Here is a 26365-nt window from a genome sequence, read left to right as displayed (position 1 = left end):
TGAGCCATGATCAAACTCTTCAGTTTCCAATCATTGTGATCCTTGCTTGCCCTTCCCGAAAGAAGACACAAAAGCGGATCAAACTCGGCTCAAGGTCCAAACTTCTCAACAGGTCCGCCCCGAGGGGCCAACCTTGACGAGTCGCTTGCCTTGATGTCTCGGTGACTGGTCACCGACACCTCGACAAGCGCCCACATGAATTACCTGATCGATTGTTAAAGAGCGGCTCCCACTTCTCGCTAGCTGCTAGAGAGTGGGGCGTCTCGCTGTTGCTGGCCTGAAGCGCAGCGCCCGGCGAGGAAGGCGTAGTCTACCGAGTTCGGCGAAAGTGTCAACCCCTGGCGCGTCGGATCGTTCGTCCTGATCGTCGCTAACTGCCAGGAAAAACAACCACTTCTTCCGCCTCCACCGCCAACAACGTTCCCCGTCCCTGGCAGCGGATGCGTATCCTACGATCTCCCGGCCAAGCATGCAAGACTTGGGTAGGTATTTGACACAAATAAGTCGAAAAGATGACTTTTACAACGGTATAAAATGCCGACCACCCAACTGATTCGGTGTTTAATCAGCGAATTGTTACCCGCGCATAACGCTTTTTACCGGCCTGGATCACGTAACGCTTCCCCGTCTGAAGCATGTGGTCGCGCTCGACCACCTCGCCATCGACCTTGACCCGGCCGTTGCCAAGCATGTCCTTGGCCTGGGCACTGTTGTTGGCCAAGCCCGATCGATTGAGCACAGCCGCGATGGGTGCCTGGACACTACCCTCGAAATCAACCTCGACCTCGGGGAGGTCGTCAGGGAGCTCACCCTCGGCCAGCTGATTACCGGCCGACTTGTGCGCATTCGCTGCGGCGTCCTCACCGTGATAACGACTAATCAGCTCACGCGCCAGCACCATCTTGATATCACGGGGGTTGGCGCCCTGTTCGACATCAAGCTTGAGCGATTCGATCGCCTCGTTCGACTTGAGAGAGAGCAGTTCGAAGTAACGCCACATCAGGCTGTCGGGCATCGAGACGAGCTTGTTGAACATGGCGCCAGGGGCTTCATCGACGCCGACGTAGTTACCCAGTGACTTTGACATTTTCTGCACGCCATCCAGGCCTTCGAGCAGAGGCATGGTGATCACCACCTGCGGGGCCTGATCAAAATGCTTCTGCAACTCGCGGCCCATCAGCAGGTTAAACTTCTGATCGGTGCCGCCAAGCTCCACGTCCGCCTTCAGCGCCACTGAGTCGTAGCCCTGCACCAGCGGATAAAGGAATTCGTGGATCGAGATGGACTGCCCCGACGCGTAGCGCTTCTCGAAGTCATCGCGCTCGAGCATTCGTGCCACCGTACTCTGGCCGGCCAGCTCAATCATGTCCGCGGCTCTCATGGTCGCAAACCACTCGGAATTGAAACGCACCTCGGTCTTGTCGGGGTCGAGGATCTTGAATACCTGCTGCTTATAGGTCTCGGCGTTGACCTTGACCTCCTGCTCGGTGAGCGGCTTGCGCGTCACGTTCTTGCCGGTGGGATCGCCGATGCGACCGGTAAAATCACCGATGAGAAAAATAACCTCATGGCCCAGGTCTTGAAACTGGCGCATCTTTGTCAGCAACACGCTATGACCCAGATGAAGATCTGGCGCCGTCGGGTCGAAACCCGCCTTGATACGCAACTTGTGACCAGAGGCGAGTTTTTGCTTCAGGTCGCCCTCGACCAAGATCTCATGGGTACCACGCTGTAAAAGTGCCAGCGCGCTTGCAACATCTGTCATCGTCTCCTGCTCCACATCATGAGGCGTGTCGGGCTCCCCTACCGTGCCCACCGAATGCGACGGGATGGTAGCATGACTCGAACAAACGCGATGACGCCAGATCGACACGGGAGAAACACATGTCGCTATTCGTGGGGCTCATGTCGGGCACCAGTCTCGATGGCATCGATGCCGTCCTGGTCGACATTGACCAGGCGAGCCAACCACGGCTGGTCGCCACCCATGCCGAGCCGATACCGGAGGCGCTGCACGAAAGGCTCTGGGCGATCTGCCATGCTCACAAGGTGAGCTTCGCCGAACTGGCCCGCGCCGAGGACAGCTTCTGTCGCCTGCAGGCCCAAGCTGTCGATACTCTCCTGGCGTCGAGCATGACCCCCGCTGACGCCATCACGGCCCTGGGCAGTCACGGACAGACCATCGAACATGCGCCATCGGGTCATGATGGCGGCCCCCCTTACACCCTTCAGCTCGACAACCCCAGCCTGCTCGCCGAACTCACGGGCTGCATGGTCGTGGCCGATTTCCGTCGCCGCGACCTGGCCGCCGGTGGCCAGGCCGCCCCGCTCGCGCCGGCCTTTCATCAGGTACTGTTCCGCGCACCCGGCGAGTGGCGCCTGGTGCTGAATCTGGGGGGGTTCGCCAACCTGACGCTGCTGCCGCCCGCGGAGGATGAGCGCTCCCCGCTGGGCTTCGATACCGGCCCGGCCAATGCACTCCTGGACGCCTGGCATGCCCGTCACCGTCGCGGGCGCTTCGATGCCGAGGGCCGCTGGGCCGCCACGGGCCGGGTCGACGAGGCGTTGCTGGAACGCCTGCTGGCAGACCCGTTTTTTCATCGCCCCCCGCCCCGCAGCACCGGACGCGAAGCCTTTCATCTCGACTGGCTCGACGCGCAATTGACGGGCAGGGAGCGGCCGGAAGACGTGCAGGCGACACTCGCCGAGCTGACCGCTGCCAGTGTGGCGATGGGGGTAATGATGGCGCGAGAACAGTTCGACGCCCCACCTGCCGCCGCATTGATACCTTGCGGTGGTGGCGCTCACAATCCCGACCTGCTTAGCCGGTTGGCGCAGCACCTCCCTGAGACACCGCTGGTGGCAAGCGCCGAATGGGGCTGGCCGGCGGACTGGCTGGAAGGTGGCGCTTTCGCCTGGCTGGCCTGGCGAAGGCTCGCCGGCCTGTCCGGCAATCTGCCTTCGGTGACGGGCGCCACCGGCACCCGGGTGTTGGGTGGAGTCTATGCTTCCTAGAAGTCGTCCTCGCCGCGCAGCGAGAGGTGGCTGGCCGCTTCCTTGGCCTGGCTCACGCCTTCACTGCTCTCATCGCCATATTTGATCATCATGCGCAGGTCGTTTGGCGAATCGGCATGTACCAGCGCCACTTCTTCGGATATCTTCCCCGCCTTGAAGAGATCAAACAGCGCCTGATCGAAAGTTTGCATGCCCAAATCGCGCGAGCGCGCCATGACATTCTTGATCTCGGTAACCTCGCCTTTACGAACCAGGTCGCCGATTAACGGCGACTTGAGCATGACCTCGATGGCGGCACAGCGTCCTCCCTCTACCATCGTAGGCAGCAGTTGCTGCGCCACGATGGCTCGCAGGTTGAGCGACAAGTCGAGCCATATCTGAGAATGCCGCTCGAGCGGAAAGAAGTTGATGATGCGATCCAGCGCCTGGTTGGCGTTATTGGCATGTAGTGTGGCCAGGCACAGATGCCCGGTCTCGGCAAAGGTCAGCGCATGTTCCATCGTTTCCCGGGTCCGGATCTCACCGATGAGTATCACATCCGGTGCCTGTCGCAGGGTGTTCTTCAATGCCACTTCGAAGGAGTCGGTATCGATGCCCACTTCGCGCTGGTTGATGATCGCCTTGCGGTGCGGATGCACGTATTCGATGGGGTCCTCGACACTGATGATATGCCCCCCGGTGGTTTCATTGCGATGCTGGATCATCGACGCCAGGGTCGTTGACTTGCCGGTTCCCGTTCCACCCACCACGAAGACCAGGCCACGCTTGTTGTTGCAGAGCTCGCCGAGTATGGGTGGTAGGGATAGCTCCTCCAGATGCGGGATCGTCAACCCGATGCGGCGAATCACCATGGCGGGCTGGTTGCGTTGCTGGAAGGCGCTGACCCTGAAACGCCCCCGCCCCGGCAGGCTGAGGGCAAAATTGGCTTCATGCTCGATCTGAAATCGCTGCATAGTGGATTCTGGAATCGAGATTCCCACCAATTCATGCACCTGTTGGGTAGTGAGCCCCTGGTCACCCAGCGGCGTCAGCTTACCCGCCATCTTGAGAGTTGGCGGCGCGTTCACCGAGATCAGCAGATCCGAGGCATCCTGCTTCACCATGATATCCAGCAGCTGATAGAGCCACTCTTGTGCCGTCATCTCCCTGCTCCTTGTCGCTTGGGTCACTCATTCAGCTCGAAAGCACACTCTTGGCCTTTGTCTGGGCCTCATCTCGCGCGACCACATTGTCGGCGACCAGCTTGGCCAGCGAGGCATCCAGCGTCTGCATGCCCAGATTGCCGCCGGTCTGGATCGACGAGTAGATCTGGGCGACCTTGTCCTCGCGGATCAAGTTACGTACTGCCGAGGTGGCAATGAGAATTTCATGTGCCGCCACGCGCCCCCCGCCCTGACGCTTGAGCAGGGTCTGAGAGATTACCGCCTGTAGCGATTCGGAAAGCATGGAGCGCACCATGGACTTCTCGTCACCGGGAAAAACATCGATGATCCGATCGATGGTCTTGGCCGCCGAGGTCGTGTGCAGCGTGCCGAACACCAGATGCCCTGTCTCGGCAGCGGTCATGGCCAGTCGAATCGTCTCCAGGTCACGCATCTCACCCACCAGGATGATATCCGGGTCCTCACGCAAGGCGCTGCGCAGCGCCGGGGCAAAGCCATGCGTGTCGCGATGAACCTCGCGCTGGTTAACCAGGCAGCGCTTGCTGCGATGCACGAATTCCACCGGATCCTCGATAGTGAGGATGTGCTCGAAGCGGCTGTCGTTGATGTAGTCGATCATCGCCGCAAGGGTCGTGCTCTTGCCCGAGCCGGTGGGCCCGGTCACCAGCACCAGGCCACGCGGCAGCATCGACAGGCGCCGGAACACGTCGCCCATGCCCAGGTCAGCAAATGTCAGTACTTCTGATGGAATCGTGCGGAACACCGCACCGGCGCCCCGGGCCTGAGTGAAAGCGTTGACACGAAAGCGCGCCACACCCGGCACCTCGAAGGAGAAGTCGGTCTCGAGGAACTCTTCATAGTCGCGACGCTGCCGATCGGCCATGATGTCATAAATCAACTTGCGGACCTCGCGGTCCTCCATGGCCGGCACGTTGAGTCGCCTTATGTCGCCATCGACGCGGATCATCGGCGGAAGACCGGCCGAGAGATGCAGATCCGAGGCATTCTGCTTTGCCGAGAACGCCAGCAGTTCGGTAATATCCATGCGTTTCCCTGCTCCCGGTAAGGGGTAAATTAGGATGACCAGTATGACAGACCTTTTGGCATGACAGCCTCGTCACTTTCCCGCTCGGCGCTGTCCGAATCGCTAGGTATTGCCCGCAGACGGCTGGCCAAGGCGCTGGCAGAAGCCGGCCGACCCGATGAGGATGCCCAACTGCTTGCCGTCAGCAAGACCAAACCGGCCGCGATGATTCGCGATGCGTGGCACCTTGAGCAGCGTGACTTCGGCGAGAACTATCTTCAGGAAGCGTTGGCTAAGCAGGCCGAACTGGCTGACCTGACAGGTATCGTCTGGCATTTCATTGGACCCTTGCAATCCAACAAGACGCGAGAGGTCGCAGAGCACTTCGCCTGGGTGCATAGCGTAGACCGAGAAAAGATTGCGCGTCGCCTGAGCGACCAACGCCCCGAGGCGCTCGGTCCGTTGAACATATGTCTACAGGTCAATATCAGCGACGAGCCCAACAAGTCGGGCGTGAACCTTGCTGAATTGCCCACTCTCGCCGAGGCGGTACTGGCCATGCCGGCCTTGCGGCTGCGCGGCCTGATGGCCATTCCGGCCCCCGCCGACAGCTTCGATGCCCAGCGCCGGCCATTCGCCCGGCTGCGTGAGGCCCTCGAGGCACTGCAGGAGCGATTCCCCGAGGCGCCGCTCGATACGCTCTCCATGGGCATGAGCGGGGACCTGGAAGCCGCCGTACTGGAAGGCGCCACGCTGGTGCGGCTGGGTACCGCCATCTTCGGCGAGCGCAACACCCGTTAACGACCGGACGACGCCGCACCTGGCGGCTCACCTGAAACGTCTCATATAAAACAAAGGACAGTGCACATGGCTAGCAGAGTGACGTTCATTGGCGCCGGCAACATGGCCGGTGCGATTATCGGCGGCATGATCGACAGCGGATTCGCGCCCGACGCCATCACCGCGACATCGCCCAGCGATGAAATGCTTGCGCCGCTGCGCGATCGGCTGGGAATTCGCACCGAGACCGACAACGATGCGGCAGTCGAGCAGGCCGACGTCGTGGTGCTGGCCGTAAAGCCGCAGATCATGCGGGAGGTCTGCGAGAAGATGCGCTCGGCTATCCAGGCCCGCCGGCCGTTGATTATCTCGGTAGCGGCAGGCCTGCCGGCCGAGACCCTCGAACACTGGCTCGGCGGCGAGCTGGCCGTGGTACGCTGCATGCCCAACACGCCCTCGCTGGTGGGGGCCGGCGCCTCGGGGCTCTACGCCAATACCCGGGTCGAGGCCTCCCAACGCGAACTCGCCACCGAGCTGATGGAGGCGGTTGGGCTGGTAGAATGGGTCGATGACGAAGCCCTGCTCGAAGCGGTAACGGCCGTTTCGGGTAGCGCTCCGGCCTATTTCTTCCTGATGTTCGAGGCCATGGAGGAAGCCGGGGCTAGTCTCGGCCTGTCCGCCGACACCGCTCGCCGGCTGGCCATGCAGACCGCCTACGGCGCCGCGAAGATGGCCATGCAGAGCGATAAAACACCAGCCGAGCTGAAGCGCAACGTGATGTCGCCGGGCGGCACGACCGAACGCGCCATCGAGCATCTCGAGGGTGCCGGGCTGCGGCGTATCGTGCAGGATGCCATGAACGCCTGCGCGCATCGCGCCAGCGAGATGGCCGACGAACTGGGCAAACGCTAATCCACGAAATGCATTCACGAGACAGCGGTTCACACGACCCACTCTCAAGGACTATGGAGGAGCCCTGATGGGCAGCCAATTGGGAAGCGCCGGCCTGCTGCTGGTCAACACCCTTATCAACATCTACCTGTTCCTGCTGATGCTGCGCTTCCTGCTGCAGGCGTCCCGGGCCGATTACTACAACCCCATCAGCCAGTCGGTGGTGAAGGTCACCCAGCCCGTGGTGCGGCCCTTCCAGAGCTTCCTGGGCCCGGTGATGGGGCGCTTCGATCTCGCCACGCTGGCTGCCGGCTTCGTGATCAAGGCGGTGAGTATTCTGGTCATCCTGCAGATCGCCGGCTTCGGCATGGCGCCGTTGGTCGGCGTGGCCATCGGCGCCCTCGCAGGGCTCGCCAACGCCATCCTCAAGATCTACTTTCTGGCGCTGATCGTGATGATCATCCTCAGCTGGGTCGCCCCCAATGCCAGCCATCCCGGCGCGCTGCTGGTGATGCAGCTGGTGGAGCCGATCATGGCGCCGGTGCGCAAGGTTATCCCACCGCTGGGGATGATCGACCTCTCACCGATCGTGGTGTTCATCGCCATCAGCATCCTCGATGGCCTCGTGGTGGGGTCATTGACCCGTGCTGCCGGCATCTCCGGTGCCCTGGTTGGCCTGTGACCCAGACGCCGACCCAACGACCGGACGCTGACCGCGTGATACCCGACGAGCTGCCAGGCGACTCGGTCGGCCTGGTGACGCCGCAGACGGCGCACTTTGACGACCCTCTCGCGCTGGCCTGCGGCAAGACCCTGCCGGCCTACGACCTGGTCTATGAAACCTACGGCACGCTCAATGCCGAGCGTTCCAATGCCGTACTGATCTGCCATGCGCTGTCGGGGCATCATCATGCCGCCGGCTTCCACAGCCTCGATGAACGCAAGCCGGGCTGGTGGGACGCGCATATCGGCCCCGGCAAATCCATCGACACCGACCGCTTCTTCGTGGTCTCGCTGAACAACCTCGGCGGCTGCCACGGCAGCACCGGCCCGATCAGCCTGAATCCGGACACCGGCCGCCAGTGGGGCCCGGACTTTCCGATGGTCACGGTGGCCGACTGGGTCCACAGCCAGGCCCGGCTGGCCGACCGGCTGGGCATCGAGCGCTTCGCTGCGGTGATCGGCGGCAGCCTCGGCGGCATGCAGGTGCTGCAATGGGCGCTGGCCTACCCCCAACGCATTGCCAATGCCGTGGTCATTGCGGCCACTCCCAAGCTGTCAGCCCAGAACATCGCCTTCAACGAAGTGGCTCGTCAGGCGATACGCTCCGATCCCGATTTTCATGCGGGCTGGTACTACGAACACGACACTCTGCCGCGGCGCGGGTTGAAACTGGCACGCATGGTGGGCCACATCACCTACCTGTCGGCCGATGCCATGGGCACCAAGTTCGGTCGCGACCTGCGCGCCGATGATTTCAATTTCGGCTATGACGTCGAGTTCCAGGTGGAATCCTACCTGCGCTACCAGGGCGACACCTTCTCGAACTCCTTCGATGCCAATACCTACCTGCTGATGACCAAGGCTCTGGATTACTTCGACCCGGCCGCGACCCATGGCGGCGACCTGGCTCGCGCCCTGGCGCCCGCCGACTGTCCGTTCCTGGTAGTGAGCTTCTCGACCGACTGGCGTTTCCCGCCGTCGCGTTCCAAGGAACTGGTCAACGCCCTGGTCCATGCCGACAAGGCGGTCAGCTTCGTCAATATCGACTCGCCCCACGGACACGACGCCTTCCTGATGCCGCAGCCCCGTTATCAGGCGGTGTTCGCCGGCTTCATGTCCCGCGTGGCCCGCGACCTGAACCTGGGAGGCCCGTCATGAAGCGCGCCGACTTGACGCTAATCCATGACTGGGTGCCCGAAGGCGCGCGTATCCTTGATCTGGCTTGCGGCGACGGCACCCTGCTGGCCGCGCTGGCCTGCGACAAGCATGTCAGCGGTTATGGGCTCGAGATTGACCCCGAGGGCATCACCGCCTGCCTGCAGAAGGGTGTCAACGTCATCGAGCAGAACCTCGACGAGGGCCTGGCCAATTTCGAGGACGACGCCTGCGACCTGGTGATCATGACCCAGGCGCTGCAGGCGCTGCGCCGCCCCGACCTGATGCTCGACGAGATGCTGCGCGTCGCCGGGGAGTGCATCATCACCTTCCCCAACTTTGCCTACTGGCGGCATCGGGCCTATCTCGGCTTCAAGGGCTTCATGCCGGTATCCAAGTCGCTGCCCCACGCCTGGTACGACACGCCCAACATTCATCTGTCGACCTTCAACGATTTTGAACAACTCTGTCGTGACAAGGGTCTGACCATCGTCGACCGTGCCGTGGGCATCGGCGATCATGAAGGCCACTGGACTTCCCGCTGGTGGCCCAACCTGTTCGGCGAGATCGCGATCTTCCGGGTCAGTCGCCACCGGGACTAAAAGTTAGCGACCCGCCCCAAGAGGAACATCCTGATGACCCGACGAGGCCTCATTATCGTCGCTCTCGCCTGGCTATTACTGCTGGCGGGGCCACTCGCCGCCCAGCAGTTCGAGCAGGTGGGCGACTACCAGATCCACTACAGCGCGGTGAACACCAGCTTCCTGCCCCGAGACGTGGCCGAGGAGCACAACATCCAGCGTAGCCCGGCCATGGCGCTGCTCAATGTCAGCGTGCTGGAGGTGGAAGAGGATGGCTCGACCCCACCCGTGACGGCGTCGGTCGAGGGTAGCGTCGGACCACTCGGTGAGGCCGGTGGCTCGCCGCTGGCGTTTCGCAGCCTGCGCATCGGCGACACGCCGTCACAGGTTGCGGTGTTCCGCATTCAGGACGACGAACCAATGCGCTTCGATCTTCGCGTGCGTTACGACCGCAACGCCCCACCTGCCGATATCAGCTTCATCCAACGCTTCTACACCGAACGCTGAATGTCGTCGACATGGTCCGGATGGACGGGCAGCGGGTCACCGAGGCTAATCGTCGCCGGCACGCCCTCGCGGCTAATCACCTGGCAGCCGTATGCGCGCATTTCGACGCCCAGCGCCGCCACCTCGCGCAGAGCAAGAGCATACGCCGGGTCCAGATGTGCCGCCGGCGCCACGTCACGAATTCCCGCATGGGCCACGCAGAACAGCAGCACGGCGCGATGCCCATGGGCTGCCAGGTCGGCCAGCGCCAACAGATGTTTTCGGCCTCTCACGCTCACCGCATCGGGAAAATAGCCGTGGCCATCGGGTTCCTTCAAGGTGACCTGCTTGACCTCGATAAAAGCACTCTCCCGCTCCGGGTCATCCAGGCGAAAGTCCAGCCGAGCCTCGGTTTGCCCAGCGTTCCCGGCGACTTTCGCCTCGCGCGTGAGGGTCGCGTAGTCGGCCAGGCCGGGTAAACGCCGCCCCCTCAAGGCCTCCTCGACGAGACGATTGGCCCGGCCGGTATGCACCGACGCCATCGCCATGCTGCCGTCGGGCTGCGGTAACTCGATCAACTCCCACGTCCAGGCCAGCTTGCGCTTGGGATTATCGCTCGCTGCGAGCCAGACTCGGCATCCCGGCACGTTCACGGCGCGCATGGAGCCGGTGTTGGGGCAGTGAGCGACCACCTCGCGGCCGTCGTCGAGGTGCACGTCGGCAAAGAAGCGCTTGTAGCGGCGCAGCAGGATGCCGGGCATCAGCGGAGGGTACTGCATCAGGGTTTCCTATTGGCGCGCCAGAAAACTCTCGAGTCGATCGACCGCTTCTTCCAGGCGCGCGATGCCGGTGGTGAAGGCGATGCGCACGTGATGCGCGCCACCCTCGAGGGCGAAATCGATCCCCGGGGTGATGGCGACGTTCTCTTCTTCCAGTAACCGCTCGCAGAAGGCCTGGCTGTCATGGCTGTAGCGCGAGATATCCAGCCACAGGTAGAACGCTCCCTGGGGCGCCAGTGACGGCGCCAGCCCCAGCCGCGCCAGTCCCGCCAGCAGCGCATCGCGACGCCGGCCGAGCTCGGCGCGCCGAGCTTCGAGAACCCCCCGGCACTCCGGGGTGAAGGCGGCCAGCGCCGCATGCTGCGCCGGGGTGGACGCGGCCAGGAAGATGTTCTGTGCCAGGCGGGTCAGCGGCTCTACCGCCGCTTCCGGCGCCAGCAACCAGCCCAGGCGCCAGCCGGTCATGCCGAAATACTTGGAGAAGCTGTTGACCACGAACGCGTCCGGGGTGATCGAGGCTACCGTCAGCGGCGCCAGATCATACGACAACCCCTGGTAGATCTCGTCGACCAGCAGCTCGCCATTGCGGTCGGCTACCGCCTCGACCACCGCGGATAGCGACTCGGCATCGAGCATGTGGCCGGTGGGATTGGAAGGCGTGGCCAGCATCGCCAGGCGGGTGTCGTCGCGCCAGTGGCGCGCTACCAGGCCGGCGTCCAGCTGCCAGCCGCTCTGCGGCCCTACAGGCACGGCATCGATCGAGGCGCCAGCCAGAGCCATGAAATGACGATTGCAGGGATAGTTGGGATCGGCCATCAGCACGCGATCGCCGGGGCCAGCCAATAATTGGCTTGCCAACAATAGCGCGCCCGAGGCACCCGGCGTGACGATAATACGGCCGGGGTCGACCCCCACGTCGAACTGCTCAGCGTAGTGGCCGGCGATGGCGCGGCGCAATGCCGGCAGGCCGGTTGCCGGGGTATAGCGGGTGTGCCCGGCCGCAAGTGCCGCCTGGCCGGCCGCCACCACCGGCTCGGGAGTGGGAAAGTCGGGCTCGCCCACTTCGAGATGGATCACGTCATGGCCGGCGGCTTCACGCGCCTGGGCGCTCGCCAGCAGGTTCATCACCCGGAAGGGGGCGATGCGCTCGACTCGCGAATGCCATGCCATGGCGGCCTCCTTGCGGTGTCATGACCGAGAAAGGGACAAGACGTCCGTCGCGCGGTCCAAAAGGTGTATGGTAACGACTTTCATTGTGCCAGCGCAGGACAAGGGACCTGAAGTGTTGCAAAACGTGTCCGTTTCCGATAAACAAGCATCCCTTTGGCGTGAGATACCGTGCATTGCGGCAGGTATTGATCAGCAGTCACCCAGTAACGAGGCAGTCCCATGCCAGTAGCCGACAAGAAAGTGGAAGCGCCCAAGAAATTCACCCCGTACGAGCCGGCGCAGGGTGAAGAGTACATGAACGAGCAACAGCTTGAGCACTTTCGACAGATTCTTCTGGGCTGGAAGCAGGAGCTCATGGAAGAGGTGGACCGCACCGTGCGTCACCTACAGGAAGAGGCGAACAATTACGCTGACCCGGCGGATCGCGCCACGCAGGAAGAGGGCTTCAGCCTGGAGCTGCGTACTCGCGACCGTGAGCGCAAGCTACTCAAGAAGATCAACGAGACGCTCGACAAGATCGACGAGGACGATTACGGCTTCTGTGAAGCCTGTGGTGTCGAGATCGGTATACGCCGGCTGGAAGCGCGCCCCACAGCGACCCTTTGTGTCGATTGCAAGACCCTGGCCGAGCTCAAGGAAAAGCAGCTGGGCGGTTGATCCCTCAATGCCGATGGCACCGCCGTGGCAACGCGACGGGCACCCCAGGGTGCCCGTTTGCATGTCCATCGCCCGTCTCGGGAGAAGCCTGTGACCGATTACCGCGGACGCTTTGCTCCGACCCCCTCCGGTCCGCTGCATTTCGGTTCCCTGGTCGCTGCCTTGGCGAGCTTCCTCGATGCCCGCCGGGCCGGGGGAGAGTGGTTGCTGCGCATCGAGGACATCGACCCGCCCCGCTGCCCGCCCGGAGCGGCCGAGACCATCATTGCCCAGCTCGAGGCCTTCGGCCTGCACTGGGACGGCCCGGTGCTCTGGCAACAGGGGCGCGAGGCTCACTATGCCCTCGCTCTCGAGCGTCTCGAGGGACTGGAGCTCGCCTACCCCTGCAGCTGCTCACGCCGCCAATGGCGCCAATACCCCGTTTATCCCGGCTGGTGTCGTAGTGGCGTTCGCGAGCCGGACAAACCCGTCGCCTGGCGACTGCGCAGCGATCTTGGCCGCCGCCCGGTGATCTGGCAGGACCGCCTGTTCGGTGAGCAGTGCTTCGATCCGGCGGCGTTGGGCGACGTGGTGCTCAAGCGCAAGGATGGTCTCTGGGCCTATCAGCTTGCCGTGGTGGTAGACGATGCCGATCAGGGCATTACCGATGTAGTGCGCGGTGCTGACCTGCTCGACAACACACCCTGGCAGCGTCAGCTGCAGCAGGCCCTGGACCTGCCCGAGCCGCGCTATCTGCATCTGCCGTTGATCATGGATGTAAACGATCAGAAACTCTCCAAACAGAACCTGGCCGCGCCGCTGCCGCTCGCGGATGCCAGGGTGCGCCCTCTGCTGCACCGTGCCTTGCTGGCCCTGGATCAGGCCCCGTCGCCTGCGCTTGCGGCGGCCCCGGTCAGCGAGCAACTCGACCAGGCCATCGCCGACTGGGACGTGGGACGCATCCAGCCCGAACGAAAACGCATAGCGATGGAGGGCGACACCGATTCGATGCGGTAAAAGCTTCGACCCATGCGAGGTCATAAGCCATAAAAGGAGAGTGCCTTGTACGTCTACCGCATCATGCTACTGCTGGTGTTTGGCGGCTATCTGCTCTCCCCGCTGCTGATGAGCGGCTGGGCCAGTCCCGGGGTGGCCTGGTATCGCCCCTTCGTGATCTGGGGCGTACTGATCGCCCTAACCCTCTGGCTGGAACAGAAGCGAAGGCTCGATGAACGCTAGCGCGAACCACTCAGGGATTAGAGGGACCGCCCCGCTGAGAGGCCCGCGATGACTCTCAGCCTGAGTGCCGTCATGCTGCTCGGCATCGGCTATCTGGGGCTACTCTTCCTGGGCGCCCTGGCGGTAGAGCGCGGCTGGGTTCCCGCTCGCATTTCCCGCCACCCGGCAGTCTATATCCTCGCCCTGGGCGTATACGCCAGTGCCTGGGCGACCTACGGCAGCCTGGAGCTTGCCGGTCGCGCGGGGTTCGGCTATCTGGCCTATTACTTGGGCGTGGCCGGTGCCTTCCTGCTCGCGCCGGTACTTCTGGTACCGATTCAGCGCCTGTCGCGCGCCTACCAACTGGCCTCGCTGGCCGATCTGTTTGCCTTTCGATTTCGTTCACGCTGGGTCGGCAGCCTGGTGACCCTCGTCAGTCTGTTGGCGGTGTTACCGCTACTGGCCCTGCAGGTCCAGACCCTGGGCGACACTATCTTCCTGATGACCGGCACCGGTGCGCCCTGGCTGTTTGCGCTCGTCTTCTGCGTGTTGATCGCGCTGTTCGCGATCGCCTTCGGTGCTCGCCATGCGCGTCTGCATGCTCGCCATGACACCCTGCTGGCGGCCATCGCCGTCGAGTCGTTGGTCAAGCTTGTCGCCATGCTGGTACTGGGGACCTATGCCCTTTTCGTGGTCTTCGATGGCCCCGCGGACCTGCAGGCCTGGCTTGATGGCCCCGGACGCAGCGTCCAGGCCGGGATCGAGCAGCTTGACCCGACACGATGGCGTACCCTGTTGCTGCTGTTCTTCGCTGCCGCCTTTCTGATGCCGCACATGTTTCACGTTACCTTCGCCGAAACCCTGTCGCGACGCACCCTGCTTCAGGCGGCCTGGTCATTGCCGTTGTTCCTGCTGCTCATGGCGCTACCAATTCCCTTGATCCTGTGGGGTACCCAACGGCTCGGGGAAGACGGCGCCGGCATTGGCGAGGCTTATTATGCCTTCGCGCTGTCGGACGCCGCATGGCTCCAGGGTACGGCCTTCATTGCCGGTCTGGCGGCGGCCAGCGGCACCATGATTGTTATTTCACTCGCCCTCTCGGGAATGATCCTCAACCACCTGGTACTGGTCGCCCTCCCGCCGGGCAAGCAGCTCGGCCTTTACCGTTGGCTGCGCTGGCTACGGCGGGGCCTCATCGCTGCGGTGATTCTCGGTGGCTGGCTCTTCTATCGCCTGGTGGGGGTCAAGCACGACCTGACTACCCTGGGCCTGGTGGCCTTCGTCGGCATGGCACAGTGCCTGCCGGGCATGCTGGCGCTGCTCTACTGGCCGGGCGCCAACCGCAAGGGCATGGTCAGCGGCCTGATCGTCGGTAGCCTGATCTGGCTGCTGGGCCTGTGGCCGCCCCTGGTCACCGCCCTTCCGGGGCTGATTTTGCTGCCGCCGGGTCTCGAGGAGCTCGCCGGCCAGGCGCCATGGTATCTCGTCACCCTGGTGTCGCTCACCGCCAATATCTTGACCTTGATCCTGGTATCACTGGCGACCCATACCTCGGCCGGCGAGCGCGCCGCCGCAGAGGCCTGCTCGGTCGACGCGGTCATCCGTCCCAAACGCTTTCCATTGATCGCCACCAGCGGCGAAGAATTCAAGCAGCAACTGGCCCGCGCCCTCGGCGAAGACATTGCCGAGCACGAGGTCGAGCGCGCGCTCACGGACCTGGGCCTCTCGCCGCAGGAGAGCCGTCCCTACGCGCTGCGGCGTCTGCGCGATCGTATCCAGGCCAACCTCTCCGGGCGGATGGGCCCGTCGGTGGCCCAGGACATCGTCGATCGCTTCCTGCCCTACCGCGGGGACGGGATAGCGGCCACCGAAGACATCCACTTCGTCGAGAGTCGCCTGGAAGCCTACCGAACCCGGCTCACCGGCCTCGCCCGCGAGCTCGACGGCCTGCGTCGCTACCACCGTCACACCCTGGCGCGCTTGCCGGTCGGTCTCTGCGCCTTCGGCGAGGACGGCGAGCTGCTGATGTGGAACGACGCCCTCGCCACCCTCACTGGCATTGACGGCGACAGCGTGATCGGCGCCCGCCGCGACAACCTGCCGGCGCCCTGGGGTGAACTGCTGGGTCGCATCCTCGCCGACCCCCATAGCCGCCTCTACAAGCAACCCGTCGAGCTTGCTGGTGAGTTGCGGCACCTGACGTTACACAAGGCCGAACTCGATGCCGGCGAGGACGGGCACGGTGGCAAGGTGGTGCTGATCGAAGATCACAGCGAGATGAAGTGGCTAGAGGACGAGCTCGTGCATGCGGCGCGTCTGGCCTCGATCGGCCAGCTGGCCGCCGGCGTCGCCCACGAGATCGGCAACCCCATCACGGGCATCTCTTCGCTGGCCCAGAACCTGCGCTACGACACCGACGATCCCCGGGTCCTGGAAACTGCCGGCCAGATCCAGCAACTGACCGAACGGGTCTCGCGCATCGTCGCCTCGCTGGTGGGTTTTGCCCACGGCGGGCGTCACGTCTCGGGGCATACGCTCAGTGCGGTCTCGATGGCCGACATCACCGACGAGGCGCTGCACTTGATCCATCTTGCCCGCTCGGGTGAGGATGTAGTGTTCGAGAATCGCTGCCTTGTCGAGCCGAGGGTCCTGGGCGACGCTCAGCGGCTACTGCAGGTGATGGTCAACTTGCTGGGTAACGCCCGCGATGCCAGCGCCGCGGGCGATCGGGTCATCATCGAGGCCGAACCAGCGGGGGAATGGCTGCAAGTCAGTGTCACCGACGAAGGTGAAGGAATCGACGACAGCGTTCGTGACCGTCTCTTCGAGCCCTTCACGACCACCAAACCCCCTGGCGAGGGCACCGGGCTCGGCATGGCGCTGGTCTACAGCATCATCGTCGAACACGGCGGAAAGATCGACATCAATTCCCCACCGCCAGGCCAGGCAACGGGCACGCAAATCTGCCTCTGGCTGCCCCTCAACCGACAGGAGGTTGCACACGCCGATGAGCCGGATTCTGATCGTTGAAGACGAAGCTATTATTCGCAGTGCCCTGAGGCGATTGCTCGAGCGCCACGATCATCGCATCAGTGAAGCCGGATCGGTGGCCGACGCTCTAGAACTCGACCCCCAGCGCTTCGACATGGTGATCAGCGACCTGCGCCTGCCTGGTGAACCCGGCACCGACCTGATCCGGCATGCCGACCCGGTACCGGTGTTGATCATGACCAGCTATGCCAGTATGCGCTCGGCCGTGGAGGCCCTGAAGCTCGGAGCCGTGGATTACATCGCCAAGCCCTTCGATCATGACGAACTCCTCGAAACGGTGGCCAGGGTGCTGCACCAGCAAGCCGACCGGCACAGCACCCCACCCGATATCACTCAGGCGAGCGGTAGCGCACAACCGATGATCGGTAATTGCGCCGCCATGCAGGTGGTCTATACCCGCATTCGCAAGACCGCACCCGCCGACGTGACCGTACTGATCCAAGGCGAATCAGGTACCGGCAAGGAGTTGGTGGCCCGCGCCATCCACCAGCAGAGCAAGCGCGCCATGGCGTCCTTGATCTGCGTAAACTGTGCGGCGATACCGGAAACACTGATCGAATCCGAACTGTTCGGCCACGAAAAAGGCGCCTTCACCGGCGCCAGCGCCGCCAGAACCGGCCTGGTGGAAGCGGCCGGAGGCGGTACTCTGTTTCTCGACGAGATCGGCGAGCTGCCGCTGGATGCCCAGGCCCGCCTGCTTCGTGTGCTCCAGGAAGGCGAGATCCGCCGGGTCGGCTCAGTGGAGACGCGTCATGTCGACGTGAGGCTGATCGCCGCTACCCATCGCGACCTGCGCGCGCTGTCGAAGACCGGCGAGTTCCGCCTCGATCTGTACTACCGCCTCAATGTCATGCAGATCGACCTGCCGCCACTGCGCGAGCGCGATGACGACATCCTCGAGATCGCCGATGTGCTGCTGGACAAGGCCTGCCATCGCCATGATCAGCCGGGACTCAGGCTTTCCCAGGCCGCGCGCCGCACCATCCATGACTATCCCTGGCCCGGCAATGTACGCGAGCTGGAAAACGCCCTGGAGCGCGGCGTCATCCTCGCCGAGGGTCATCTGATTCATCCCGACGATCTGGGCCTCGTGCCCCCTACGCGCTCCTTGAGCAAACCGTCAGCTGGCGGTCACGACCTCATGGATACCACCGAGCCGGCAAGTGATGACGAGGAGGATTTGTCACTTGAGGATTATTTCCAGCATTTCGTGCTGGAGCACCAGGATCAGATGAGTGAAACCGAGCTCGCACAGAAGCTCGGGATCAGCCGCAAGTGTCTCTGGGAGCGTCGCCAGCGGCTCGGCATTCCCCGCAAGAAAACACCTCGACGCACCGCCGGATGAGGCGATATGCGGCTTCGACCAAAGGGCAAGGGCCAACGACCGACCCCTCTAACAGCGTGACCCTCATGCCGTGGAGCCGACCTGCACCAACTGTTACCTTCTCACCCACCAGCCGCCCCATTCTGGCTCAAAGGGGGTAACACTCAGCGCTTCGGTGATGTGTAACCCGCCAGTAACCCAAGATAATATATTGTTTTTAAAAGAATAACCACTACCTGGCATACCCCCTGCAACTTAGTAGTCAAGAAAAACAAATCCACTTGTCTCTGTCTGCCGACAACAACAACCAGGCGGCCAACGTGACAAGGTCCGATTCGCAACAACAACAACAATGACCTCGGATAGCGATGCTACGGTAGCGAATGCCGGTCGGCTGCCCCTTGGGGTGATAATAACAATGACCGTTTCGCCAATCCTTCGGGCCTAATGACAACAAGACCTCGAAGCACCGGAGCCACCAGGACGCGACGCACTTCCTACGGCCACCAAAAAGAACAATTGCCGTCAATGTGCACTCCCGGCAACAACACCAACAACCCGGGGGAAAGGCATTACCTGTTGCCGTCGTGGTTGGATTATTGTTTTGAATACGAGGCGGTTGCCCTCGGGAGCACCAATAACGACAACAACACCGCTTGCCTGATATCCCTTGGTGACTGCGGTACGTATTCAAGGCGATGCGCCATCACGAAGAAGAATCAGCGGTAAGGATGCTGCAGACTTGCTTAGGGGAGACCATAAGGTCTCCCCTTTCTGTATTACACTCATGTCAACCCAGCACCACATTCTTACGACGCTTTGCAAGGTGTCGGGGGTCGGCTACACTCAACGCTTTTCCGTGACCCGCGAGTCGATATCGCCGCATGTTCAAAGGATTTACCCGCTTTCTGCAGGGTCCAGGTGAACGCCTGAAGTCCCTGTTCGATCCACAGACCGCTCCCGCCGTTAGCTCGGGGCCACGCCTCATACCCCGCGAAGACCATCCGGTATCGCGACAGCATTTCAGTGACGCCGCGCTCAAGGTCCTCTATCGCCTGCACAATGCTGGTCACCAGGCATTTCTGGTCGGCGGCTGCATCCGCGATTCGCTGCTCGGGCGCATGCCCAAGGACTTCGACGTGGCCACCGACGCCACGCCGGAACAGATTCGCGAGTTGTTTCGTAATTCGCGGATCATTGGTCGACGCTTTCGCATCGTGCACGTGCGCTTTGGCCGTGAAGTCATCGAGGTCACCACCTTCCGCGGCAAACCGGGCGACGACCATGGCGATCATATCGCCCAGCAGTCTGACGCGGGCCTGCTGCTGCGCGATAACGTCTGGGGCAATCTCGAGGAAGATGCGTTGCGGCGGGACTTTACCATCAATGCCCTCTACTACAGCATCGCCGATTACTCGATTCATGACTTTGCCGAGGGAGTGGAAGACATCCAGGCGCGCACCCTGCGTCTGATCGGAGACCCGGCCACCCGTTATCGCGAGGATCCCGTGCGCATGCTGCGGGCGGTTCGTTTCGCCGCCAAGCTCGATTTCGATCTCGATCCGGCGACCGAAGCCCCTATTCACGAACAAGCACACCTGTTGTTGCAGATTCCACCGGCGCGCCTGTTTGATGAAATACTCAAGCTGTTCATGGCTGGCCACGGGGTCGACACCTTCCACTTACTACGCGATTTCGGTCTATTCGCGATGCTGTTCCCCGAAGCCGACGAGGCCATGAACGAGCTGGCCTGGGCCGAGCGACTGGTCGAGCAGGCGCTGGCCAGCACCGACCGGCGCATCCGCGAGGAACGTCCGGTGACCCCGGCGTTCCTGTTTGCCGCGCTGCTCTGGGGGCCGGTGCAACAACGTCAGGCCATGCTGGAAAACGACGGCATGCCGCCGATTCCAGCCCTGCAGGCCGCTTCCCAGCAGGTTATCTCGCGCCAGTTGCAGCACATCTCGATTCCCAAGCGATTCAGTATGCCGATGCGCGATATCTGGGACCTGCAGCAACGCTTACCCCTGCGCCGTGGACGCCGCGTCTTCCAGACCCGCGAGCATCCGCGTTTCCGGGCCGCCTACGACCTGCTGTTGCTTCGTGAAGCCGCGGGCGAGCTGGAGCCAGGCCTGGGCGACTGGTGGACCGCCTTCCAAGATGCCGATGAACACGAGCAACGCCGCCTGCTGGGCAAGGTCGGTGCCGACCCCGCAGGCAGTGGCGCGCCTCGCAAGCGCCGCCGCCGTCGCAAGCCGCGAAGCCCCTCGAGCGAGACATGAGCGACCAGCGTGCCTGGATCGGCCTGGGCAGCAATCTCGATGACCCACTCGACCATGTCGTACGTGCCTTACAGGAAATCGATCGACTGCCCTTGACGCGGCGACTTGTCGCCTCGAGCTGCTACAAGAGCCGCCCAGTTGGCCCCGCGGATCAGCCCGATTTCATCAATGCCGTGGCCATGGTCGCCACGCGACTATCGCCCTTAGCACTGCTCGACCAGCTTCAGGCCGTAGAACAGCGTCATGGACGCGTACGCCAGCGCCACTGGGGACCGCGTACCCTTGACCTCGACCTGCTGCTTTTTGACGACTATCGATTGACGTGGCCCCGATTGACCCTGCCCCACCCAGAGCTCGCCTATCGTGCCTTCGTGCTGCTGCCACTGGCAGACGTCGCCCCCGAGCTGCGGCTTCCCGATGGCCGTTCAGTGGCTCGGTTGGCCGCCGCGCTGGGTGATCACGGCGTATCGCCGATGTTACCTGGCGCCTGAAAAACGCAGAACGTGTTACCTATCGACTCTTCGGGGCGGTTTGGGTAACAATCATGGGCACCACTCGGGCGGCAATCGACACCGACCGCCGACAACGACGAGAGCACGCCATGAAAACCGTCACCCTGAGCACGCTAAAAAGCTTGAAGCACGCCGGAGAGCCCTTTAGCTGCCTGACGGCCTACGATGCCTCATTCGCCCGCGCTGCCGGCGAGGCGGGCATCGAAGTCCTGCTGGTAGGCGACTCCCTGGGCATGGTCCTGCAGGGTCATGCCAGCACGCTCCCGGTGACCGTCGACGACATCTGCTACCACACGCGCTGCGTCGCCCGCGGCAAGACTGCCAGCCTGATGATGGTCGATCTTCCGTTCATGAGCAACGCCAGTCTCGAGCGCCTGCTTGAGGATGCCGGCGCGTTGATGCGCGCCGGCGCCGAGCTGGTCAAGGTCGAAGGTGAGGCCTGGATGGCCGAGGGCATCCGTGAACTGACCCGGCGTGGCGTTCCGGTCTGCGCCCATCTGGGCCTGACGCCTCAGTCGGTCTATCAGCTGGGGGGTTACAAGGTGCAGGGTCGCGAAGCCGAGCGGGCAACCCAGATCCTCGAGGATGCCCGTACCCTGGTGGAAGCCGGCGCTTCGGTAATACTGCTCGAGTGCGTGCCGGCAAGCCTGGGGCGCGCCGTGACCGAGGCACTGGACGTGCCGGTGATCGGCATCGGCGCGGGCAGCGATACCGATGGCCAGATTCTCGTCATGCACGACGTACTGGGCGTGACCCACGGTCGAACACCACGCTTCGTCAAGAACTTCATGGCCGAGGCCGCCGATATTCAGGGCGCGTTTCGCCGCTACCATGAAGACGTCAAGGCACGCCGCTTCCCCGCCGAAGAGCATAGTTTCTGACCACCGGTTCCCAGGAGATCCACCAGGATGCATACCCTGCGAGAGATCCCCGATCTGCGCACGACACTGAATCACTATCGCCGGCATGGCCAACGCATCGGGCTAGTGCCCACCATGGGCAACCTGCATGCCGGCCATCTGGCGCTGGTCGCGGCCGCCCGCGAGCGCTGCGATGTGGTGGTAACGACTATCTTTGTCAACCCACTACAATTCGGGCCGGGCGAAGACCTGGCGGCCTATCCGCGCACCCTGTCCGATGACCAGGCCCAGCTTGAGGCCGCCGGTTGCGACCTGCTGTTCGCCCCGGCGGTCGATGCCGTCTATCCTCGCCCTCTCGAAAGCCAGACGCGCATTCGCGTCCCCGAGATCAGCGAGGGCCTCTGTGGCGGCTCGCGGCCGGGACATTTCGATGGTGTCGCCACCATCGTCGCCATGCTCTTCAATCTGGTGCAGCCCGACCTGGCCTGCTTCGGCCAGAAGGATTATCAGCAGCTGGCGGTGATCCGACGCCTGGTCGCCGACCTGCACTTTCCAGTCGAAATAGTCGGAGTCCCCATTGTGCGCGCCGAGGACGGCCTGGCGCTTTCCTCTCGCAACGGCTATCTCGAGACACACCAGCGCATCATCGCACCACGGCTCTATTCGATCCTGTGCGAGCTACGCCAGCGCCTGGAGGACGGCGCCGATGTCGACTCGACGCTCGCTGAGGGACTGGCATGCCTCGAGGAGACCGGCTTCGTGCCCGATTACCTGGAATTGCGTGCCGAGGACCTAGGGCCGGTGACGGCGACTACGCACGACGCCATCCTGCTCGCCGCCGCCCGACTGGGTACGACGCGCCTGATCGATAACCAGCCCCTGGTATTGCCCCGCTGAGCGCAGCCTTGCATCGAGACCAGCGCTAGCGGCGAGAAAATTCCGTCTATTGCACGTATTCGCCATCTTGGGCATTGCCGCAGCAAGCCAGGGTCCCCTATGCTGAGATAACGCAAGTCCGCTATTCACGTTCAGGAGATTTTCCCATGCAAGAAGTGGTGATCGTTGCCGCGCGCCGCACGGCCGTCGGTGCCTTCGGTGGCTCCCTCGCCGGCATTCCCGCCAGCGACCTGGGCGCTCATGTCATCAAGGACATTCTCGCCAGCACCGGCGTTTCCGGTGATCAGGTCGACGAGGTCCTGCTCGGTCAGGTGCTGACCGCAGGGGTGGGTCAGAACCCCGCCCGCCAGGCTTCCATCAAGGGTGGCCTGCCGGATGCCGTGCCCGCCATGACCATCAACAAGGTCTGCGGATCGGGTCTCAAGGCCCTGCACCTGGCGACTCAAGCGATCCGCTGCGGCGATGCCGAGCTGATCCTTGCCGGCGGACAGGAGAACATGTCCGCCTCACCGCACGTGTTGCCCAACTCTCGCACCGGCCAGCGCATGGGCGACTGGAAGGCCATCGACACCATGGTCCACGACGGCTTGTGGGACGCCTTCAACCATTACCATATGGGCATCACCGCCGAGAACCTGGGCGAGAAGTACGGCATCAGCCGCGAGGAGATGGACGAGTTCGCCGCCGCGTCGCAGCAGAAAGCCGCCGCGGCCATCAAGGAAGGCAAGTTCAAGAGTCAGATCGTGCCGGTGGAGATTCCCCAGCGCAAGGGCGACCCGCTGGTCTTCGATACCGATGAGAATCCGCGTGAAGTGACCGCCGAGAAGCTTTCGGGCATGCGTCCGGCCTTCAAGAAAGACGGCAGCGTAACCGCCGGCAATGCCTCCGCCCTCAACGACGGCGCCGCGGTGGTGATGATCTGCTCGGCCGAGAAAGCCAAGGCCCTGGGACTCGAGCCGCTGGCGCGCATTGCTGCCTACAGCAACGCCGGCGTCGACCCCGCCATCATGGGCATCGGTCCGGCGCCGGCCACCCGCCTGTGTCTCAAGAAGGCCGGCTGGAGCCTTGACGACCTGGACCTGATCGAGGCCAACGAGGCATTCGCCGCCCAAGCCATTTCCGTCAACAAGGAACTCGGCTGGGATACGTCCAAGATCAACGTCAACGGCGGCGCCATTGCGCTTGGCCACCCGATCGGCGCCTCTGGCTGTCGTATCTTCGTCACCCTGCTGCATGAAATGATCGCTCGGGATGCCAAAAAGGGCCTGGCGACATTGTGTATCGGCGGCGGGCAGGGCGTGGCGCTGGCCATCGAGCGGTAAGCGCCTAGCGCCTAGCGCCTAGCGCCTAGCGCCTAGCGCCTAGCGCCTAGCGCCTAGCAGAAAGCGTGCCCCGGGATTGACTCCCGGGGCACGCCTTTTTTGAGTTTACTACACATAAAAAACCGCCGCCAGGGCAGGACCCTGGCGGCGGTTTTGCTTGCAGCTCGGCGCTCGGCGTTTATAACTCGGCGTCAGCCGCTTCGGCCTCGAAAGCGGCTTTCTCTTCCGGGGTCATCTCCTTGATGGTGAGCTTCACGCGGTTGCGGTTGTCGATGTCGAGTACCTTGACCACGACCTCGTCGCCCTCGTTGAGGAAGTCGCGCACATCGTTGACCCGCTCGGGGACGATCTGGGAGATGTGCACCAGGCCATCGGTGCCCGGCATGATATTGACGAAGGCGCCGAAATCGGCAATGCGCACCACCTTGCCGCGGTAGAGCTTGCCGATTTCCGCCTCGGCGGTGATTGCCAGCACGGTGTCGATGGCGCGCTTGGCAGCCGCCTTGTCCTCGGCGTAGATGCGCACGGTGCCGTTATCATCCAGATCAATCGAGGCACCGGTGTCCTCGCAAATCTTGCGGATGGTGGCGCCACCCTTGCCGATGACGTCGCGGATCTTCTCCGGGTCGATCTTGATGGTGGCCATCGATGGGGCGTTCTCGGAGACTTCGGCACGGCTCTGGGCGAGGACCGTATTCATCTGCTCGAGGATGTGCAGGCGCGCCTCATGGGCCTGCTGGAGCGCGACCTCCATGATTTCCTCGTTGATGCCCTCGATCTTGATGTCCATCTGCAGGGCGGTGACACCCTCGACGCTACCCGCGACCTTGAAGTCCATGTCGCCAAGATGATCTTCGTCACCAAGGATGTCGGTGAGGACGGCGAAGCCGTCATCGTCCTTGACCAACCCCATGGCGATGCCGGCCACCGGCGCCTTCATCGGCACGCCGGCGTCCATCAGCGCCAGTGACGAGCCGCACACCGAGGCCATGGAACTCGAGCCGTTGGACTCGGTAATTTCCGACACCACGCGGATGGTGTAGGGAAAGTCGGCTTCGTCGGGCAGCATCGCCTGCACGCCGCGGCGCGCCAGGCGGCCGTGGCCGATTTCGCGGCGCTTGGGACCGCCCATGAAACCGGCCTCGCCCACACTGTAGGGCGGGAAGTTGTAGTGCAACAGGAAGCGGTCCTTGCGCTCGCCTTCCAGCGACTCGATCAGCTGGGCATCGCGCAGCGTCCCGAGGGTGGCGATCACGATTGCCTGGGTCTCGCCGCGCGTGAAGATGGCCGAGCCATGGGTCTTGGGCAGGCTGCCGACTTCGATATCCAGCGGACGCACGGTCTTCAGGTCGCGCCCGTCGATCCGCGGCTCGCCCTTGACCACTCGCGAGCGTACGATGCGCTTCTCCAGCCCCGCGAAGGCGGCTTTTACCTCGTCGACATCAAACTTGCCCTCGCCTTCACCGGCCAGCTGCTCGACGGCCTCCGCCTTGAGTACTGAAAGGGCGTCCTGGCGGATCATCTTGTCGGTCAGGCGGTAAGCGTCGCCCACCTTGTCTTCGAAGGCTTCCGCTACCGCCGTCTTCAGGGCGGTATTCTCGACAGCAGGCTGCCAGTCCCACTTCGGCTTGCCGGCCTCGGCGGCGAGTTCCTTGATGGTCGAGATGGCGACCTGCATCTCTTGATGGGCGAAGAGCACCCCACCCAGCATCTCGTCCTCGAGCAGCTCCTTGGCCTCCGACTCGACCATCAGCACGGCCTTCTCGGTACCTGCCACCACCATGTTGAGTTCGGAGCCAGCGAGCTCCTCGACGGTGGGGTTGAGAAAGTAGCCCTTGTCGTCGTTGAAGCCGACGCGTGCCGCGGCAATCGGGCCATTGAAGGGCACGCCGGATATCATCAGCGCGGCGGAGGTGCCGAGCATCGCGGCGATGTCCGGGTCATGGTTGCGGTCGGTGGAGAGCACCGAGCAGACCACCTGTACCTCGTTCATGAATCCCTTGGGGAACAGCGGGCGAATCGGCCGATCGATCAGCCGCGAGGTCAGGGTTTCCTTCTCGGTGGGGCGTCCTTCGCGCTTGAAGAAGCCGCCGGGAATTTTGCCGACCGCGTATGTCTTTTCCTGATAGTGGACGGAGAGCGGGAAGAAGGGCTGTGCAGGGTTGGCCTCCTTCCTGGCGACCACGGTGCAAAGCACCACGGTGTCGTCCATGGTGACCATCACGGCACCGGTGGCCTGGCGGGCAATGCGCCCGGTTTCCAGGGTGACGGTGCTACGACCGTACTCAAATGTTTTCTTGACCGGATTCACGGCGACTTCCTTCAACTTTTCGATGTTTTGATCATTTCGGCTCGGCGACCATTTTAGGGGGTCATGGGCGGGAGAACCACCATATCGACGGATGGTAACTCATCGCGCCTTTTGCCCCAGAAACGAGAAACGGGCAGCCCCGCAGGGCTACCCGTTTCATCGTCGTCACTGGCGAAAAGGCCGGGGCC

23 protein-coding genes are annotated in these 26365 nt (G+C 63.1%); 17 read left to right on the top strand and 6 right to left on the bottom strand.

The window, feature by feature from the left end; all coding sequences use genetic code 11:
• Positions 1 to 565 precede the first annotated feature (565 nt).
• Positions 566 to 1765: a tyrosine--tRNA ligase gene (tyrS, locus tag BM341_RS17240; RefSeq protein ID WP_089797294.1), complete on the bottom strand. Its 1200-nt coding sequence runs from the start codon at positions 1763 to 1765 to the stop codon at positions 566 to 568.
• Positions 1766 to 1884: 119 nt separating this feature from the next.
• Here tyrS and BM341_RS17235 point away from each other — a divergent pair, with 119 nt between their 5' ends.
• A complete protein-coding gene (locus tag BM341_RS17235) occupies positions 1885 to 3015 on the top strand; it encodes an anhydro-N-acetylmuramic acid kinase (RefSeq protein ID WP_089797293.1) in 1131 nt (376 codons plus the stop codon).
• On the opposite strand, the gene BM341_RS17230 is transcribed toward BM341_RS17235, so the two are convergent.
• Positions 3012 to 4157 (bottom strand): PilT/PilU family type 4a pilus ATPase, encoded by a 1146-nt coding sequence (locus BM341_RS17230; RefSeq protein ID WP_089797292.1) that lies wholly within the window; start codon positions 4155 to 4157, stop codon positions 3012 to 3014. The two genes, BM341_RS17235 and BM341_RS17230, sit on opposite strands and share 4 nt — an antisense overlap.
• A 31-nt stretch (positions 4158 to 4188) precedes the next feature.
• Positions 4189 to 5223 (bottom strand): type IV pilus twitching motility protein PilT, encoded by a 1035-nt coding sequence (locus tag BM341_RS17225; RefSeq protein WP_089797291.1) that lies wholly within the window; start codon positions 5221 to 5223, stop codon positions 4189 to 4191.
• 60 nt (positions 5224 to 5283) lie between these two features.
• Between BM341_RS17225 and BM341_RS17220 the strand changes: the two genes are divergently transcribed.
• The 6 genes from BM341_RS17220 (at position 5284) to BM341_RS17195 (ending at position 9839) form a co-directional block, all read left to right on the top strand.
• Entirely contained in the window at positions 5284 to 6003 is a 720-nt protein-coding gene (locus BM341_RS17220) for a YggS family pyridoxal phosphate-dependent enzyme (protein ID WP_089797290.1), read from the top strand.
• A gap of 66 nt (positions 6004 to 6069) precedes the next feature.
• Entirely contained in the window at positions 6070 to 6894 is an 825-nt protein-coding gene (gene proC, locus BM341_RS17215) for a pyrroline-5-carboxylate reductase (RefSeq protein ID WP_089797289.1), read from the top strand.
• A 67-nt stretch (positions 6895 to 6961) separates the two neighbouring features.
• A complete protein-coding gene (locus BM341_RS17210; RefSeq protein ID WP_089797288.1) occupies positions 6962 to 7555 on the top strand; it encodes a YggT family protein in 594 nt (197 codons plus the stop codon).
• The gene (metX, locus tag BM341_RS17205; protein ID WP_425432009.1) at positions 7552 to 8754 is read left to right on the top strand and encodes a homoserine O-succinyltransferase MetX; all 1203 of its coding nucleotides are present in this window, start codon (positions 7552 to 7554) and stop codon (positions 8752 to 8754) included. Before BM341_RS17210 ends, metX begins: the two co-directional genes overlap by 4 nt.
• On the top strand, positions 8751 to 9353 hold the full coding sequence (gene metW / locus BM341_RS17200) for a methionine biosynthesis protein MetW (RefSeq protein ID WP_089797287.1): 603 nt from the start codon (positions 8751 to 8753) through the stop codon (positions 9351 to 9353). Before metX ends, metW begins: the two co-directional genes overlap by 4 nt.
• Positions 9354 to 9386: 33 nt before the next feature.
• Positions 9387 to 9839: a DUF4426 domain-containing protein gene (locus tag BM341_RS17195; protein WP_089797286.1), complete on the top strand. Its 453-nt coding sequence runs from the start codon at positions 9387 to 9389 to the stop codon at positions 9837 to 9839.
• Here BM341_RS17195 and sfsA read toward each other — a convergent pair.
• On the bottom strand, positions 9824 to 10597 hold the full coding sequence (sfsA, locus tag BM341_RS17190; RefSeq protein ID WP_089797285.1) for a DNA/RNA nuclease SfsA: 774 nt from the start codon (positions 10595 to 10597) through the stop codon (positions 9824 to 9826). The two genes, BM341_RS17195 and sfsA, sit on opposite strands and share 16 nt — an antisense overlap.
• A gap of 9 nt (positions 10598 to 10606) precedes the next feature.
• On the bottom strand, positions 10607 to 11767 hold the full coding sequence (locus BM341_RS17185) for a pyridoxal phosphate-dependent aminotransferase (protein ID WP_089797284.1): 1161 nt from the start codon (positions 11765 to 11767) through the stop codon (positions 10607 to 10609).
• 219 nt (positions 11768 to 11986) lie between these two features.
• Between BM341_RS17185 and dksA the strand changes: the two genes are divergently transcribed.
• The 10 genes from dksA to BM341_RS17140 all read left to right on the top strand — a co-directional run bounded on the left by dksA (position 11987) and on the right by BM341_RS17140 (position 23866).
• Positions 11987 to 12424, top strand: a complete 438-nt coding sequence (gene dksA / locus BM341_RS17180; RefSeq protein WP_089797283.1) for an RNA polymerase-binding protein DksA — start codon at positions 11987 to 11989, stop codon at positions 12422 to 12424.
• Between the two features lie 90 nt (positions 12425 to 12514).
• Positions 12515 to 13420 (top strand): tRNA glutamyl-Q(34) synthetase GluQRS, encoded by a 906-nt coding sequence (gene gluQRS / locus BM341_RS17175; protein WP_089797282.1) that lies wholly within the window; start codon positions 12515 to 12517, stop codon positions 13418 to 13420.
• A 45-nt stretch (positions 13421 to 13465) separates the two neighbouring features.
• A complete protein-coding gene (locus BM341_RS19290) occupies positions 13466 to 13642 on the top strand; it encodes a hypothetical protein (protein WP_175507899.1) in 177 nt (58 codons plus the stop codon).
• A gap of 48 nt (positions 13643 to 13690) precedes the next feature.
• A complete protein-coding gene (locus BM341_RS17170; RefSeq protein WP_089797281.1) occupies positions 13691 to 16651 on the top strand; it encodes an ATP-binding protein in 2961 nt (986 codons plus the stop codon).
• Positions 16629 to 18017, top strand: a complete 1389-nt coding sequence (locus tag BM341_RS17165; RefSeq protein ID WP_089797280.1) for a sigma-54-dependent transcriptional regulator — start codon at positions 16629 to 16631, stop codon at positions 18015 to 18017. Before BM341_RS17170 ends, BM341_RS17165 begins: the two co-directional genes overlap by 23 nt.
• Positions 18018 to 18880: 863 nt before the next feature.
• Complete coding sequence (pcnB, locus tag BM341_RS17160; protein ID WP_089797279.1) at positions 18881 to 20275, top strand: polynucleotide adenylyltransferase PcnB; 1395 nt, start codon at positions 18881 to 18883, stop codon at positions 20273 to 20275.
• A complete protein-coding gene (folK, locus tag BM341_RS17155) occupies positions 20272 to 20766 on the top strand; it encodes a 2-amino-4-hydroxy-6-hydroxymethyldihydropteridine diphosphokinase (RefSeq protein ID WP_089797278.1) in 495 nt (164 codons plus the stop codon). Before pcnB ends, folK begins: the two co-directional genes overlap by 4 nt.
• A 110-nt stretch (positions 20767 to 20876) precedes the next feature.
• A complete protein-coding gene (panB, locus tag BM341_RS17150; protein ID WP_089797277.1) occupies positions 20877 to 21668 on the top strand; it encodes a 3-methyl-2-oxobutanoate hydroxymethyltransferase in 792 nt (263 codons plus the stop codon).
• Positions 21669 to 21695: 27 nt separating this feature from the next.
• Entirely contained in the window at positions 21696 to 22544 is an 849-nt protein-coding gene (gene panC, locus BM341_RS17145) for a pantoate--beta-alanine ligase (RefSeq protein ID WP_089797276.1), read from the top strand.
• 146 nt (positions 22545 to 22690) lie between these two features.
• Complete coding sequence (locus BM341_RS17140; protein WP_089797275.1) at positions 22691 to 23866, top strand: acetyl-CoA C-acetyltransferase; 1176 nt, start codon at positions 22691 to 22693, stop codon at positions 23864 to 23866.
• Between the two features lie 178 nt (positions 23867 to 24044).
• Here the strand turns inward: BM341_RS17140 and pnp are convergent, their stop codons facing one another.
• A complete protein-coding gene (gene pnp / locus BM341_RS17135) occupies positions 24045 to 26177 on the bottom strand; it encodes a polyribonucleotide nucleotidyltransferase (RefSeq protein WP_175507898.1) in 2133 nt (710 codons plus the stop codon).
• Between the last annotated feature and the right edge of the window lie 188 nt (positions 26178 to 26365).

This window comes from Halomonas korlensis, assembly GCF_900116705.1.
Taxonomy (GTDB): domain Bacteria; phylum Pseudomonadota; class Gammaproteobacteria; order Pseudomonadales; family Halomonadaceae; genus Halomonas; species Halomonas korlensis.
Note: the sequence above shows the minus strand (reverse complement) of the source record. Positions and strands in the feature narration are given on the sequence as shown.

Excerpts from the sequence above, each read along its gene's own strand:
- proC (WP_089797289.1), top strand. The coding sequence starts at position 6,070 with ATGGCTAGCAGAGTGACGTTCATTGGCGCCGGCAACATGGCCGGTGCG.
- BM341_RS17140 (WP_089797275.1), top strand. The coding sequence starts at position 22,691 with ATGCAAGAAGTGGTGATCGTTGCCGCGCGCCGCACGGCCGTCGGTGCC.
- BM341_RS17195 (WP_089797286.1), top strand. The coding sequence starts at position 9,387 with ATGACCCGACGAGGCCTCATTATCGTCGCTCTCGCCTGGCTATTACTG.
- pcnB (WP_089797279.1), top strand. The coding sequence starts at position 18,881 with ATGTTCAAAGGATTTACCCGCTTTCTGCAGGGTCCAGGTGAACGCCTG.
- panC (WP_089797276.1), top strand. The coding sequence starts at position 21,696 with ATGCATACCCTGCGAGAGATCCCCGATCTGCGCACGACACTGAATCAC.
- tyrS (WP_089797294.1), bottom strand. The coding sequence starts at position 1,765 with ATGACAGATGTTGCAAGCGCGCTGGCACTTTTACAGCGTGGTACCCAT.
- BM341_RS17225 (WP_089797291.1), bottom strand. The coding sequence starts at position 5,223 with ATGGATATTACCGAACTGCTGGCGTTCTCGGCAAAGCAGAATGCCTCG.
- BM341_RS17230 (WP_089797292.1), bottom strand. The coding sequence starts at position 4,157 with ATGACGGCACAAGAGTGGCTCTATCAGCTGCTGGATATCATGGTGAAG.
- dksA (WP_089797283.1), top strand. The coding sequence starts at position 11,987 with ATGCCAGTAGCCGACAAGAAAGTGGAAGCGCCCAAGAAATTCACCCCG.
- BM341_RS17235 (WP_089797293.1), top strand. The coding sequence starts at position 1,885 with ATGTCGCTATTCGTGGGGCTCATGTCGGGCACCAGTCTCGATGGCATC.
- panB (WP_089797277.1), top strand. The coding sequence starts at position 20,877 with ATGAAAACCGTCACCCTGAGCACGCTAAAAAGCTTGAAGCACGCCGGA.
- BM341_RS17210 (WP_089797288.1), top strand. The coding sequence starts at position 6,962 with ATGGGCAGCCAATTGGGAAGCGCCGGCCTGCTGCTGGTCAACACCCTT.
- metW (WP_089797287.1), top strand. The coding sequence starts at position 8,751 with ATGAAGCGCGCCGACTTGACGCTAATCCATGACTGGGTGCCCGAAGGC.
- BM341_RS17220 (WP_089797290.1), top strand. The coding sequence starts at position 5,284 with ATGACAGCCTCGTCACTTTCCCGCTCGGCGCTGTCCGAATCGCTAGGT.
- folK (WP_089797278.1), top strand. The coding sequence starts at position 20,272 with ATGAGCGACCAGCGTGCCTGGATCGGCCTGGGCAGCAATCTCGATGAC.
- BM341_RS17170 (WP_089797281.1), top strand. The coding sequence starts at position 13,691 with ATGACTCTCAGCCTGAGTGCCGTCATGCTGCTCGGCATCGGCTATCTG.
- BM341_RS17165 (WP_089797280.1), top strand. The coding sequence starts at position 16,629 with ATGAGCCGGATTCTGATCGTTGAAGACGAAGCTATTATTCGCAGTGCC.
- BM341_RS17185 (WP_089797284.1), bottom strand. The coding sequence starts at position 11,767 with ATGGCATGGCATTCGCGAGTCGAGCGCATCGCCCCCTTCCGGGTGATG.
- sfsA (WP_089797285.1), bottom strand. The coding sequence starts at position 10,597 with ATGCAGTACCCTCCGCTGATGCCCGGCATCCTGCTGCGCCGCTACAAG.